Source organism: Paraglaciecola sp. IT1134, from assembly GCF_058068185.1.
The window spans coordinates 2,133,092-2,147,404 of record NZ_CM176486.1; the positions used below are offsets into that span (position 1 = coordinate 2,133,092).

Here is a 14,313-nt window from a genome sequence, read left to right on the forward strand (position 1 = left end):
GTTTTGCTCGTTTCGTCTGACTGACAGAGCCTCACTTACCCACGTTTTCACGCACTACTTCTAGTCACATACTATTTACCAAGCCACTATTTAGCGCCTGCAGAGGTTTGCCACTAGCGGTGACTCAGGGTAATCGTAAATAGGCATTTTTCTTGCTTTACCTAAAGTTCATCGAATTGGACGTTATTATTTTATATTGAAAGCGAGGAGATTTTTTATGTTTCTAAGAACTATCAAAACACCTGGATTAGCGCATCTATCTTATATTCTAGCTTCAGGGGGCAATGCGGTTGTCATCGACCCGCGTAGGGATATCGATATCTATGTTGATATCGCCAATCAAAACGAATGTCGCATAACCCATATTTTTGAAACTCATCGCAATGAAGACTTAATCAGTGGGGCCCCCATACTTGCAGAACTCTGTAAAGCAGAGGTATTACATGGGCCCAATGCTGATGGCGACATTAAATATGCTGCAACGGTCAAACAGGGGCACCAGGTCAATATTGGCAGCTTAACCTTGGAAGTATTAGAAACCCCGGGGCATACCAAGGACAGTATTTGCATATTAGTATTTGATAATGATTTCGACGATGGACCGGTTGGTATCTTTACGGGTGATACCTTGTTTGTGGGCGATGTGGGGCGGACTGACTTTTACCCACAGGAAAGTCAGCATGTTGCTGGTTTACTTTACGACAGTTTGCAAAAAATTAAAGCTCGCGCAGCTGCGGCAATCATCTATCCAGCCCATGGAGCAGGTTCAGTTTGTGGTGATGGTATGGCCGAACGTGAGTTTTCAACTGTGCAACACGAGATAAATAATAACCCCTTAATGGGCATTGCCGATCGCGCCGAATTTATTCAAAAAAAAGTTGCTGAACATCATTATATTCCGCCTTATTTTGCCGAAATGGAACGGCTCAACATGCAAGGCGCCTCTGCCTATGCAACTCCGCGGATTTTGTCACCGTTGCAGGCCAAACAACTTGCTCAGATGTACCAGCAAGGATACACATTAGTTGATGTGCGCAACATAGAGTCGTACCTTGGTGCGCACATACCTAAGAGCTTTAGTCTGCCAGTTAGTATGATTACCGCCTACGGCGGCTGGTTATTTGATGCCAAAGATAAACTAGTTATCATCGCTGACGATCAGAACATGGCAAGTTGCGCGGCATTACATTTCGCTCGAATTGGCTTTGATAATTGTGTTTATTACTTTTCAGGAAATCTGGCTGAAGTTGCGGCCAGCGGTGGGGATTTTGCGACGCTAAGCGTAGTTAATGCGCCACAAGTAAAGCATCTTATCAAAGAAGATTGGACTGTGCTGGATGTCCGAAAAGTGACAGAGTATGAGCAAGTCCATATAGGCGACAGTAAACATGTTTTTCTGGGGCACTTAGCGGATAAACTCAGCGGGCTTTCAGAGCAAGACAGCTATATCACTATGTGTGCCAGTGGCATGCGGGCAACCGTGGCCGCAGCGTATTTACAAGCCAATGGCTTTACTCATGTAAAAGTGTTTATGGGCTCCATGGGCGCATGGCAAGCACAGGATTATCCCGTTGAAAAAGCGTAAATAGGCAGGATATGGTAAAAGAAGGGGCCATTTTAAGCTTTTTAATCTCCGTTATTGTCGGCCTGACCTGTTTCTTATTGTTAGGCTAAATTGCCCATTCATGCCGTAACCCGTTTCTGTGCGTATCCCCCAATTTGGTGCAGGTAAAATCCTGCATTTGCTCCGCCGGCCTTATCAATCTTGGCACGTATTGTTGGCATTAATTCTGCAGTTCCGTTAGCTAACTTTTGTTATGTTCATATTTTCGGGGATAAATAGTCTATGGTTAAAGCATTGACAGTGATGGTCAGTCTGTTAGTTGCGCCTAATTTGTACGCAGGATCATTTGCCTGGGGGGCGTTAAAACGTGAGCGTATTGAACTCCAGTTGCCTTTGTTAATAGTGCAAGGAGAGAAAGGGGTACTCGCCTGTGGTTATGTTGATGTCAACACCTGTAACAAAACAGGGGAAGCCTGCGCCATTGTATCAGGGGTTTACAATCACACCGATATGTTGGCTAAACCAGTTCTTGGCGTGTCCCAAGCCGCAAGCCTGTTGGGGATAGAAATAGGCATGAGCGGTATGCAAGCTCTTGAACTGATGCGTTAGCGGCTTATCCAGTCGCCATGCCTACAATATCGAGCCGCGCGGGGTGACGGTACTTGGCATCTAACAGTGTGCCTCGCCAATTATGCTGTGCATGCAAATTGGCGGTGGTTTCACGGATAAGCTCATACACTGCAGTGACGGGGGCACTTTGACGTTTTCGCTGTGACATACGTAAATAGACCTCGCGCTGCATTTGCGGTTGAATGATATCTATCGCTCTTATTTGCTTGCTGGTTTCTAAATGACACGTGGCAGAGGAAGGATAAATAGCTAAGCCAAAGCCCTGAGAAACATAATGCAGAGTGGTCATTAACTGACCAAAGGCATTTTTGGTTTTTAGTTTAATACCTAATTTGTCGGCTTGTTCAAATAACAGCTGGGGCAGGGCGTCTCTCCTGTCAGGCATGAATATTTCGTAATGTTGCAGCGCTTCAAACTCAATAGAGCCATACATCGACAGTTCACTGTAGGAAGGGTTTTGCGGCCGCGGTGAAATGTATAAATATAACTTTTCGCTGATCAACGCCAAGTTATTTGATGGGGTTTCATCAATTTGTGGGTTGTAACACAGGGCAATATCAACTTGCTCTTCTGCGAGCCAATTCTCTACCATATAGGATGGCCCAACCCGAAAAGACAATTCTATGTTGGCAAAACGATGCTCTAATTCAGTCTGTAATTGGATAGACAAGACATTACAGATAGATTGGCTCAGACCAACCACCACCTTACCGCGGTATTCTTTTTGCTGGCCAATTAGCTCTATTTTGGCGGTGTTGATCTGGCTTAAAATAATGCGTGCATGTGCCTCAAATTGGCTACCGGCCTCGGTGAGTTCGACACCGCGAAAACTACGTTCAAATAGCTTTATTTTCAGTTCATGCTCTAGGTTGGCCAGTTGTAAGCTGATCGCGGGCTGCGCCACATCCAGGATTTTGGCTGCGCCTGAGATGCTGCCTTGTTCGACTGTGGCTAAAAAATATTCTAACTGTTTGGTGTTCATTAACTACCTAAAATGATGTTGTTACAACATAAGTCATTTTGCTAATAACCCTGTAAAGCAAATTTGATGCCGCCGCGCTTTACCAGTGCGCTTTCATACTCTCCAAGTTGTCCTGTACGTGCGCTTTTTTCACTTGTTTGGCTGCCAAACTAACTAGGCTATAAAAAAAATATGGGGCCGCACAACATTATTGTGAGTTCTGCCTTGGCGTTCGTATCGTTAGCATAAGCGCCTGATTTTATTTTGTTTTAAGCAGCACTCACTTAGGAAATAAGTCACAACATTTATGCTAAATATTACGCGAAGACAATTTCTAAATTATGTAGGGGCCGCCGGTGGAGCATCGGCATTACTTAAAACCGGTTTAGCCTTAGGTTTAATGCCTGATGATAGCTACGGCGGCCCGGTTAGGATTAAGCCTGCGGCCAACGATCAGCAGCAAACTGCGCTTATTCTCGGGGCGGGAGTGGCGGGATTAGCCACGGCACTTGAATTAGAAAAAGCCGGAATTCATTGCACTATTCTTGAAGCGTCATTTCGGGTGGGCGGCAGAAATTTAACCGTTCGTAATGGCGATAAAATTGATGAAATGGGTAACCCGCAAATTTGTCAGTTTGATAAACAGGAAAATCTTTTTTTTAATTGTGGACCGGCACGTATACCCGGCCACCATAGACGATTACTGCACTATTGCAGGGCACTGAATGTGCCATTACAGATCAAAGCCAATAGCAGCAAGATGGCGTATTTTCACGATGATAAATCCCTGGAAGGTAAACCTAAACGCATCATCGAATATCACACGGATGTGCGTGGTTTGATGTCAGAATTGCTATGGAAATCCGCTGACTCCCGTCATTACGACCAACTTTTAAGCGAAGATGATGTTGCCAAATTAATGAAGTTTTCTCAGACCTACGGCGACCTGACAGAAAACGGAAAATACATAGGCAGTGGGCGGGCAGGGTCAATTAGCGATCGCATGCTTGAGTTCCCTATACCCCATGCGCCCATCGAATTAAAAGCCATGCTCGATAGTCAATTTTGGTACGGCGGCTTATTAGGTGCAGAACTCTATGATTGGTGCGAACCGCTTATGGAGCCAGTAGGTGGAATGGATGGTGTGGTGAAAGGTTTCTTGCGCCATTTAAAGACTGAGGCGGTGTTAAATGCCCAAGTCAAAAAAATCTATAACCGTGAGCAAGGGGTAGAAGTCACCTACGAACAAGGCGGCAAACTGCATACCGTGCAGGCGGATTATTGTTTCAATAATATACCAGCCTATTTTATGGCGGGCATCGACAACAACTTCACACCGACTTATCAATCGGCGTTGAATAGCATCAAGCGGGGGCATTTGTTTAAAATTGCTTACCAAATGAGTGAGCGCTTCTGGGAGCGTGACGGCATTTACGGTGGCATCAGTTACACCACAGAACCTATCTCACAACTCTGGTACCCGTCTCACGACATCCATGCGCCCAAAGGCATCTTGTTGGGTGCGTATACCTGGGATCCCAAGGTCAGTGCCATGTTTGAAAAGATGACACCAGCAGAGCGCCTGACCGCAGGTGCCTTACAGGCCGAAAAAATTCATCCGGGTTACAGCAAATACATCGAAAACGGCATCAGTATTCCTTGGGCGCGTATGAATCATCAAATGGGCTGTGGTATGCACATGAGTCCAGAAGATTTCGATCAATATTATCCGTTGCTGCAAAAACCTGACGGCCGTCACTTTATGATTGGTGACCAGATCAGTCACCACAGTGGCTGGCAAGAAGGGGCGCTGGCATCCAGTGAGCAAGCATTACAACAATTTAATCGCTTAGTTAATTCTAAAAATAGCAGTGGAGAAGCCAGCCATGTCGTTTAAGTCTACTGTTTTCACCCTTATATTTGCCGGTGCAACAGGTACCTTGCAGGCCTCAGAAGCACCTACACCAGTGGGCTTGGAGTACTGCACTGTGTGCCATGGCAGTCAATTGAAAGGAAATGCCAACATAGGTGCCCCAAGATTGAGCGGTTTATCCCAATGGTACGTTGAACGTCAATTGTTGAACTTCAAACTAGGTAGGCGTGGTGCCCATGTGAATGATTTACCAGGTGGCGAGATGAAGTCGATGGTGGCGCACTTATCGGATCAGGATATTACCGCCATTGCCCAGTGGATAGCTCAAACAGAATCACCCAAACCCAAAGCCACCATAGGCGGCGATATAACAGCTGGGAAAAGCTTGTATCAGGGATGTGCAGCCTGCCACAACGGTGATGCATCGGGTAATGAAACCCTTGGTGCACCCAGTTTACATGGTCTAAACGATTGGTATTTACTGACTCAAATCAATCATTTTCGTTTAGGCATTCGCGGCTCCGAGTCTGGGGATGTCTACGGGCAACAAATGCAAGCAGCGAGCAGTTTGGTGAAGTCAGATCCCGATGCGGCGGCTCTCGCCGCTTATATCAGTCAACTTAATTAATATTAGGAGTTACACATATGAAAAAACATATTTTAGTTGCCGCAGCGGCGTTATTCAGTGTCAACAGTTTTGCTGATGTTACCCGTCATGCTTTGGCAAACAATAACCCGTTTCCCATTTCACGGGCGGTTGAAGTGACCCCTGATACTACCTTGATATTTCACAGTGGCATGACCCCCGGTCCGGTAAATGCTGAGGCTGAACGGGGAAGTCGGGAATATTATGGTGATACCGAAACTCAAGCGTTAAGCATTTTTAAACGTTTTGAAGACTCGTTTAAAGAGTTGGGCGTAGGGTTTGCTGACGTAATAAAAATGCAGGTCTTTATGGTAGGTGATCCATCAATGGATGGAAAAATGGATTTTGCCGGCTTTATGAAAGCCTATACCCAATATTTTGGTACCCAAGAGCAGCCCAATAAACCGGCGCGCTCAGCCTTTCAAATTGCAGGTCTGGCCGGTGGCCCGAATATGTTAATCGAAATTGAAATGGTGATTGCAAAACCATAGTGAAAACGAGTTCTGATATGGAGCAGCAGGCGGTGTAATAAGGGAATTTTGTCTAGTTAATTAGCCCATGTAAATTAAAATAAGAAAAGGTGAACACACAATGCTTAAGCAAAATAAACTTAACCAAGCGATTAAAACCGGTCTGGTGACCTGGGCAATTAACACAGTTGTTTTAACATCCGCAAATGCACAAGAAACACCCGCTCCCGAAGTCGGCGTGGGTGCCTATGAAAAAGTGGTGGTTACAGGGTCCCGGGGCGCTCCACGCTCTTTGGCTGATTCGCCGGTACCAGTAGATGTATTAAGTGAAGACGACCTGGCAGGCGCACCTTTTACAGATACCAACGACATTTTAAAAACCTTGGTGCCATCATATTCGGTACAACGCCAACCTATTTCTGATGGAGCCTCATTTATTCGCCCGGCGACCCTGCGCGGTATGCCAACGGACAAAACCCTGGTGTTAGTCAATTCTAAACGTCGACATCGTTCTGCCTTGGTGGAAATTGGCGGCTCTGGTACTCAGGGGCCAGATATCGCTACTATCCCATCGTCAGCTTTAAAAGGGGTTGAAGTACTGCGTGATGGCGCCGCAGCCCAGTATGGCTCAGATGCCATTGCCGGGGTGATTAATTTTGTTTTAAAAGACAATGATGAAGGCGGTTCTTTTTCGTTAGAGGGCGGCCAATATTACGAAGGTGATGGTGAACAGCTGACTATGTCAGGTAACATGGGTTTTGCCCTGGGCGATGATGGTTTTGTAAGTGTCTCAGCTGAATACGCTGATTCCAATTCCACCTCCCGTTCAGAACAGTATTGTGAAAGTTGGTGGTGTTTAACCGACCCGGCCAACCCATATTTAAGTGATCCGGATTTTGTCGCCGGTCTTGAAAACGCCAATCAAGGGGGAGAAGATGTTGTGCAACCTTGGGGGCAACCTAACAATTCGGGTACCCGTTTGTTTGTCAATGCGGGCTACGAAATTAACCATAAAATGAAATTGTATGCTTTTGGTAATTACGCTGAAAGTGAAGGGGATGGCTCTTTTTATTATCGGTACCCTGGTAACGGTACCATTATGGATTTACGTGAACAGGACGGATCTATCTACAATCCACTGGAAAAATTCCCGGGTGGTTTTACGCCCCGATTTTTTGGTGAGATTAGTGACTATTCACTGGTAAGTGGGCTGGAAGGTGAATTTGCTAATGACATGACTTATGACTTCAGTGGGCGTTTTGGTTCAAATAAAATTGAGTATACCCTTAAAAATACCATCAACCCATCTATGGGCCCTGATTCTCCCACGTCCTTCAAGCCTGGTAATTTGATCAACGAAGAATTGCAATTTTCCGCAGATTTCACCAAATATCTTGAAGTGGGTTTTTACTCAGACGTGCTGATAGCTTTTGGTTTAACCTATATGGAAGAAAGCTATGAGTTAAAAGGCGGCGACGAAGCGTCCTATTCGGCGGGTGCCTATGCTTTGCCTGATCCCTGGGAGTTTTGTGACGCAGGTCTTGCTACAGCGACTGGCCTTGGCGTTATCGCTGGTGGTTCGACCCTAGACTGCGCTAACGACAGTGATCCGGTTTACCAGGTCGTGGGTGTGGGTTCAAATGGTTTTCCTGGGTATTCACCACAATACTCAGGCAAATATGAGCGGGATATGGCCGGTGTGTATCTTGATCTGAGCTCTGATATCAGTGAGACATTGTACTTACAAGCAGCCATGCGTTATGAGGACTATTCAGACTTCGGTTCAGAGCTGGTGGGTAAAGTGGCCTTTAAATATACATTGAGCGATGACTTCAATATGCGCGGTTCGGTGGGTACGGGATTTCGTGCACCTACTCCTGGTCAGCAAGGTACTACTAACGTATCCACGCGTTTACCCGATGGTTTGCCTGTTGCTACGGGTTTGTTTCCCGCATTGAGTCCGGTTGGTGAAGCATTAGGCGCTGCCCCCTTAAAACCTGAAACGTCACTTAACTATAGTTTAGGTGTAGCAGGTAACTTGGATGACCTTAATATCACCCTGGATTTTTACCGTATAGAGCTCGAAGACCGTTTTTATGCGGTGTCTACCTTGGATGTATCAACGGATCCTGAAAGTGGTGAGGCCTATGCCAACTACCTCAAACTTGATGTAGCAGGGGTAGCGGGTGCAAATTCAATAGGGGGGGTTAACTACTTCCAAAATGCCTTTGATACGGTTACCAATGGTATGGACTTTGTTATGACCTATACCATGGGAGATACCGTATTGACGACTTCGGTTAACTATAACAAAACTGATATTGACTCAGATGCATCTGAGTATTTGAATGCTGAAGACCAATATGACGTAGAAAATGCCATTCCTAAGTGGCGTGGTGTCGTGACAGCCAAACATAACTTTGATTTGTTATCCATATTAGTACGTGCCAATGTTTATGGTTCTTATACCAATGCTATTGATTCAGATGCCACCTTCAAACAAGAATATGGTTCCAGTGTTTCTTTCGATTTGGAAGCTAACTATCAAGTCACTGATCAATTAAGTATTGCCGCCGGGGCACGTAATATCTTCGACCAGTATCCTGATAAAGATGGGGTGGATGGTCAAAGGGACGATTGTTGTGGTGTGGTGTACTGGTCTGGCAACACTGTTGACTGGCAAGGGGGGTATTATTACGTGCGGGTGAACACGGTTTTCTAGCCCAAGGGAGACTTAAAATGAACAAAGCGGCTTATGCCGCTTTTTTTATGAGCAGGTATTTTAGACTTTGCTTTCTGTTACACCTTGCTGGTAATTTAACCAGCGCGCGAAGACAAACAAATAGTCTGACAAGCGGTTTAAGTACTGTAAACACAACTCAGGTACAGGGTAGTCATTAAGTAAGGCGACCATTGTACGCTCGGCGCGCCTGGTTACTGTGCGGGCCACATGAGCCTGGGCGGCCGCTTGGCAACCACCAGGTAAAATAAAACTGGTCTGGGCTGGGATTTGCTGCACTATGGCATCAATTGCCTGTTCCAGGGTGTGAACATCAGCGTCAGCCAGTGTGGTAGTGGCGGAAATGGCAAAACCTATCTGGAACAAACGTTGCTGGATTGTGGCCAGCAATGTTAATTGTGATTGCTCCTTTGGGTTTAACAAACTGGCGAGTAACCCCAGGTGCGCATTTACCTCATCAAGGGTACCGTAACATTCAACAACCGGCGCATCTTTAGGCATACGCACGGCTTTGTCGGTGTAAATCTGGGTTTGGCCTTTATCGCCGGTTTTGGTGTAAATCTTCATGATTATCGGTACCCCCTAGTTACTGTTTGTAATGGTTTTGGGTGGTTCATAACGGTTAATTTGCACCACCATGCCAAATAACGGATGATCGAAATAATGCAATTGTTTGCTGATCACCCGGCGTAACTGGTTGAAGTTATAACTTTGCAAAAAATCGCTTTGGGTCTCGCTGGTAGATGTTTGCTGCTTAAGTCTGATGGGGATACGAAAGTCCAGATCACTGTCGATATGCAAATAGGGGGTGCGTCCGACGTTTTGCAGGTAAATCTTCATGTCTCCTTCGAGTTGCCACAGGGGTTTCTCTACCACAGGAGCGAAAGCCTGCGGGGAACTTGCCCCTTTCTCATCTGCAAGCTGCGTCATAGGTATATTCAACGCATCCAGCTTGAGGGGGGTTGTATCTTGAAGGGCTAACTCAATTTCTTTGAATAGATCCTTTGGTGCCACAGCGCTTGCGCTATGTGGCTCTTGCCCCGAGGTTAATGACAGCAAACCACTATTGTTGCTTGGTTTAGGAGACTTACGCCAACCGCTTTGGGCAAATTCAGATGCATAATTTGGCCCGGCAATTAACTTCATAGGTACGGCTTTACTGCGTCCAAACACTACAGGTTGACGCCAGGTCAGGTGTAGAATTGGACTAAGATCCCTTTGCCCGGCTATGCGCGCTAAAAGCGCGTCCAGTTTGGCGTTATCCTTGGGTAACAAATAGGGGCTCAAACGCTCTGGCCATAATACACCATCTATTTCAACTGGTACTCGTTTTGGCATGGGGCTGGCTACGGGGGTGTCGTAAGGACCCCGAAGAAGCACTCTTTCCTGGGCAAATATGCAGGGCAGGTGGATGGGCAACTGCCAGTCAACTCTGCGCACGCTAAAAGGTGCCAGGCTTGAGGGCGGCAATTCGTTTCTTGCATCTTCTTCTTCGTCGGCTGCGCTGTAGGTCCCAGGCCGTGACAGACCCGATGCCGGGCTCTTTGTAAACGTCGCGTCCGGCGCCAGTTGCTTACTTTTTTGAAACACTGAATTTTCCAGCAGCAGTTCATTACTAAGCTTACTGGATTGGCTATGGTCCTCAGGTGTAACACAGACAGTCAAACCCGCATTGAGATAATCCAGGTTGGGCTGCACATAATCACTTAACAGATCCAGGGCATTATTAGCGGCAAATTTAGGCGCGGTATGGTCGAATTGCTCAGCAATAGTGTGCACATCTATATTACGTTTAAATATCACCACTTCGATGTCAAACCACCAGTCATTGTCTTGAGCATAGACTTGGCCAGAAACACAAAATGCCACTAGCGCCGTAAAAACACATTGTTTCAAGCGGGCCAGTGTAAAGCTTGTCGGGTAAGAATGGGTGGGGTTCGGAGACATTAAGCGGCCCTTATTTTCTGGCTGAATTGATCTAACATATCGGTGACGAGTTGCAGTCTATCCTTGGCGGATTCGGTTGGCACATTAAATTTCAATTTCTGCGGGCCATCTAGTCGGTAGATTTTCGGCTCAGACTGGATCAAGCGAATAATAAAACTCGGGTCTATATTGGTGGTAGCGGCAAACTCGATAACTCCACCCTGATTAGAAGCTTCGATTTTACTGATACCCACCACTTTCGCCTGGAGCTTGAGCATGGCGATAGCGATCAGGTTTTTCGCCGCGTCGGGCAAGAGACCAAAACGATCGATCAGCTCAATTTGCAATTCATTGATTTGTCGCTGGGTTTTACAACTTGCCAGTTTTTTATATAAAGACAAACGGGTATTTACATCTGCAATGTAGTCTTCTGGAAATAAAGCGGGTAGCCGCAGTTCGATATCTGTTTGGGTCGCCAGTACGGCATCCAAAGAGGGTTCTTTGCCTTCTTTTAAGGCTTGAACCGCCTGCTCCAGCATCTCCATATACAAATTAAAACCTATGCTGGATATTTGCCCGGTTTGATCATCTCCCAACAATTCTCCTGCTCCGCGTATTTCCAGATCGTGGGTGGCCAGGGCAAAACCGGCACCGAGATCTTCCATTGATGCTATGGCATCCAGGCGTTTCACTGCATCTTTGCTCATACGTTTTGGGTGGGGTGTGAGCAAGTACGCATAGGCCTGGTGATGGGAGCGGCCGACTCGGCCCCGTAACTGGTGTAACTGGGCCAGGCCCAGATGATCAGCTCTGTCCATGATAATGGTATTGGCCGAGGGCACATCTATGCCAGTTTCAATAATAGTAGTGCACACCAGCACATTATATCGCTGATGGTAGAAATCGGACATGACCTTTTCCAGCTCACGCTCGCGCATCTGACCATGGCCGATGGCGATGCGAGCTTCGGGTAATATCTCGGCTATTTCCTGGGCGGTACGTTCGATAGTGTCCACTTCGTTGTGTAAAAAATAAACCTGCCCACCACGTAAGATCTCCCGCAATATAGCCTCGCGAATGAGTTCCTTGGAGCTTTGGTGTACAAAAGTTTTGATGGCCAGACGTTTAGCCGGCGGGGTGGCGATAATCGACAGATCACGCATACCCGACAGCGCCATATTCAGGGTACGGGGAATAGGTGTTGCGGTTAGCGTGAGAATGTCGACATCCGAGCGCAAGGCCTTGAATTTCTCTTTTTGACGCACCCCGAAGCGATGTTCTTCATCGATGATAACCAGACCCAGATCGTCAAATTTGATATCATTTTGCAGTAACTTGTGGGTTCCGACCACTATATCAACCTTGCCGTCGTCTATGCCGCTCAATACCTGTTTTTGATCCTTGGTACTGACAAAACGTGACATCACCTCAATCTTGAAGGGCCAGTCGGCAAATCTGTCTTTAAAGTTTTCGTAATGCTGCTGAGCAAGCAGCGTTGTGGGTACCAAAATGGCAACTTGTTTACCCTGGTTCGCAGCCACAAAGGCGGCACGCATGGCCACTTCGGTTTTACCAAAACCCACGTCACCACATACCAGGCGATCCATAGCGTTGGGGCTGCCCATATCCTGAATTACGGCATTAATGGCCTGTTGCTGATCCAGGGTTTCTTCAAAAGGAAAGCTGTCACTGAAGGCCTGGTACTCGTCCCAGTCCAGTTTGTAGGAAAAACCGGGTTTTACGGCGCGCCTGGCATATACATCCAACAGTTGGGCCGCCACGTCGCGCACCCGCTCGGCGGCTTTACGTTTGGCTTTACCCCAGGTTTCTGTGCCCAGGTGGTGCAAAGGGGCGTGTTCGGTATCGCCACCACTGTAGCGGCTGATCAGGTGTAAAGAAGCCACCGGCACATAGAGTTTGGCTGCTTTGGCGTATTCAATACATAAATACTCCGTGGTAATACCGCCGGCATCCAGAGTTTGCAAACCCAGGTACCTGCCCACGCCGTGGTCCAAATGCACCACTGGCTGACCAATGGCCAGCTCTGCCAGGTTGCGGATAACGGCGCTTTCGTCCGTAGCCTGGCGCTTGTCGCGCAAACGACGCTGGCTTATCTTATGCCCCAACAATTCGGTTTCGGTGATAAAGGCCAGCTCACCCTTTAGTTCACTGAGCACAAAGCTGTGTTCAGCCATGCCTATGGTGATACCCAGCTGTTCTTTGCTGCCCACAAAGATATCGATATTATCGACCATTTTGGGTTTGATATCCGCCTTGGCCAACAGTTCAAGCAAGCTTTCTCGGCGGCCTTGAGATTCGGCGCTAAACAGCACTTTGCTGCCACGCTGTAACCAGTTTTTTACCTGTTGTTTGAGACTGGTCCAGGGCACCTTATTTTGCGATTTAATCGCGATGTCACCGATGGCGCTGGTAGCATAATTGATCACCCCTGCTTTGAGTTCTTTTGGTTCATGGTTGACGGTGATCCGCGGCCATTGTTTAATGGCTGCAAACAGTTCTTCATGGCGCATAAACAGATCGCTGGGGGCCATCAGCGGTCGACTCAGGTTATAGCGCAGCTGCTCATAACGCTCATTCACGTCTGTCCAATAAAACTCGCAGGCCGAGGCTAAATCGCCGTGCAGCATGAGCGTGGTGTCCGGGTGCAAATAATCAAAAAGGGTGGCACTTTGTTTAAAAAACAGCGGCAAGTAATACTCGATCCCCCCGGGCATCAAGCCTTTTCCAACCTGGTAATACAGGGACTCTTTGGCGTTGTTGGTCTCGAATTTTTCCAGGTATTGCTGGCGGAACAACTGTAGAGCTTCTTTGTCGGTGGGGAATTCCCGGGCAGGTAGCAACTTGATTTCCTCGATCTTCTCTCCCGAGCGTTGGGTATCAGGATCGAACAGGCGGATGCTGTCTACCTCATCATCGAATAAATCGATGCGATAAGGGTGTTGGCTGCCCATTGGATACAAATCGATAATGCTGCCACGTATGGAAAACTCGCTGTGCCCCATAACCTGATTGACGTGCTGATATCCAGCGCGCTCTAAACCTGAGCGAAACTTGTCAATATCCAGAGTTTGTTTGACCTTGAGGATCAGCAGGTATTTGCTCAGGTAATCCACTGGCGCCATGCGCAACATCAGGGTATTGACCGGCACGATAAATACGCTGTTTTGGGCCTGGGTCAGGCGATAGAGGGTTTCAAGGCGTTGGGATACGATGTCTTGATGGGGTGAAAAGTTGTCATAGGGCAGGGTTTCCCAATCTGGAAACAATTGCGCTTCTATGCCTTTGCCCAATAAAAAGTAGGCCAGTTCTTTTTCAAGTTTAATCGCACTTGGGGTATCTGCTGTGACTAACAGGACGGGTCCCTTGGCAACTTTGGCGGCGTTAGCGATAGACAACGCCATACTGCTACCTTGTAAATTTCCCCAATGGATAGAATCGCCTTTGCCTGAGGCTAAGGTCGGGGTATAAATGCTGACTGTCAT

At 47.1% G+C, this 14,313-nt stretch carries 10 protein-coding genes; 6 read left to right on the forward strand and 4 right to left on the reverse strand.

The window, feature by feature from the left end; all coding sequences use genetic code 11:
* The first annotated feature begins 217 nt into the window (after positions 1–217).
* A complete protein-coding gene (locus AC3RV5_RS09330) occupies positions 218–1,585 on the forward strand; it encodes a rhodanese-like domain-containing protein (protein WP_489731647.1) in 1,368 nt (455 codons plus the stop codon).
* Positions 1,586–1,846: 261 nt separating this feature from the next.
* A complete protein-coding gene (locus AC3RV5_RS09335; RefSeq protein WP_489731648.1) occupies positions 1,847–2,173 on the forward strand; it encodes a YunC family protein in 327 nt (108 codons plus the stop codon).
* Between the two features lie 4 nt (positions 2,174–2,177).
* On the opposite strand, the gene AC3RV5_RS09340 is transcribed toward AC3RV5_RS09335, so the two are convergent.
* Positions 2,178–3,176 (reverse strand): LysR family transcriptional regulator, encoded by a 999-nt coding sequence (locus tag AC3RV5_RS09340; RefSeq protein ID WP_489731649.1) that lies wholly within the window; start codon positions 3,174–3,176, stop codon positions 2,178–2,180.
* Between the two features lie 286 nt (positions 3,177–3,462).
* On the opposite strand from AC3RV5_RS09340, the gene AC3RV5_RS09345 reads away from it, so the two are divergent.
* The 4 genes from AC3RV5_RS09345 (at position 3,463) to AC3RV5_RS09360 (ending at position 8,866) form a co-directional block, all read left to right on the forward strand.
* Positions 3,463–5,052, forward strand: a complete 1,590-nt coding sequence (locus AC3RV5_RS09345; RefSeq protein WP_489731650.1) for a flavin monoamine oxidase family protein — start codon at positions 3,463–3,465, stop codon at positions 5,050–5,052.
* Positions 5,042–5,656 (forward strand): c-type cytochrome, encoded by a 615-nt coding sequence (locus AC3RV5_RS09350; protein WP_489731651.1) that lies wholly within the window; start codon positions 5,042–5,044, stop codon positions 5,654–5,656. Before AC3RV5_RS09345 ends, AC3RV5_RS09350 begins: the two co-directional genes overlap by 11 nt.
* A 17-nt stretch (positions 5,657–5,673) precedes the next feature.
* Positions 5,674–6,165, forward strand: coding sequence for a RidA family protein (locus tag AC3RV5_RS09355; protein ID WP_489731652.1), 492 nt, complete (start codon positions 5,674–5,676; stop codon positions 6,163–6,165).
* A gap of 100 nt (positions 6,166–6,265) precedes the next feature.
* Positions 6,266–8,866 carry a TonB-dependent receptor plug domain-containing protein gene (locus AC3RV5_RS09360; RefSeq protein WP_489731653.1) on the forward strand — a complete coding sequence of 867 codons (2,601 nt, stop codon included), beginning with the start codon at positions 6,266–6,268 and terminating at the stop codon, positions 8,864–8,866.
* A 60-nt stretch (positions 8,867–8,926) separates the two neighbouring features.
* Here AC3RV5_RS09360 and AC3RV5_RS09365 read toward each other — a convergent pair whose 3' ends face one another.
* Genes AC3RV5_RS09365 through mfd form a run of 3 tightly spaced genes read right to left on the reverse strand, consistent with a single transcriptional unit; the run spans position 8,927 to position 14,313 of the window.
* Positions 8,927–9,451, reverse strand: coding sequence for a cob(I)yrinic acid a,c-diamide adenosyltransferase (locus AC3RV5_RS09365; protein WP_489731654.1), 525 nt, complete (start codon positions 9,449–9,451; stop codon positions 8,927–8,929).
* Positions 9,452–9,466: 15 nt separating this feature from the next.
* Entirely contained in the window at positions 9,467–10,831 is a 1,365-nt protein-coding gene (locus AC3RV5_RS09370) for a CsiV family protein (protein ID WP_489731655.1), read from the reverse strand.
* Positions 10,831–14,313 (reverse strand): transcription-repair coupling factor, encoded by a 3,483-nt coding sequence (gene mfd, locus AC3RV5_RS09375; RefSeq protein ID WP_489731656.1) that lies wholly within the window; start codon positions 14,311–14,313, stop codon positions 10,831–10,833. Before mfd ends, AC3RV5_RS09370 begins: the two co-directional genes overlap by 1 nt.

Coding starts and splice junctions, on each gene's coding strand:
- AC3RV5_RS09330 (WP_489731647.1), top strand. CDS start 218: ATGTTTCTAAGAACTATCAAAACACCTGGATTAGCGCATCTATCTTAT.
- AC3RV5_RS09335 (WP_489731648.1), top strand. CDS start 1,847: ATGGTTAAAGCATTGACAGTGATGGTCAGTCTGTTAGTTGCGCCTAAT.
- AC3RV5_RS09340 (WP_489731649.1), bottom strand. CDS start 3,176: ATGAACACCAAACAGTTAGAATATTTTTTAGCCACAGTCGAACAAGGC.
- AC3RV5_RS09345 (WP_489731650.1), top strand. CDS start 3,463: ATGCTAAATATTACGCGAAGACAATTTCTAAATTATGTAGGGGCCGCC.
- AC3RV5_RS09350 (WP_489731651.1), top strand. CDS start 5,042: ATGTCGTTTAAGTCTACTGTTTTCACCCTTATATTTGCCGGTGCAACA.
- AC3RV5_RS09355 (WP_489731652.1), top strand. CDS start 5,674: ATGAAAAAACATATTTTAGTTGCCGCAGCGGCGTTATTCAGTGTCAAC.
- AC3RV5_RS09360 (WP_489731653.1), top strand. CDS start 6,266: ATGCTTAAGCAAAATAAACTTAACCAAGCGATTAAAACCGGTCTGGTG.
- AC3RV5_RS09365 (WP_489731654.1), bottom strand. CDS start 9,451: ATGAAGATTTACACCAAAACCGGCGATAAAGGCCAAACCCAGATTTAC.
- AC3RV5_RS09370 (WP_489731655.1), bottom strand. CDS start 10,831: ATGTCTCCGAACCCCACCCATTCTTACCCGACAAGCTTTACACTGGCC.
- mfd (WP_489731656.1), bottom strand. CDS start 14,313: ATGACAGTCAGCATTTATACCCCGACCTTAGCCTCAGGCAAAGGCGAT.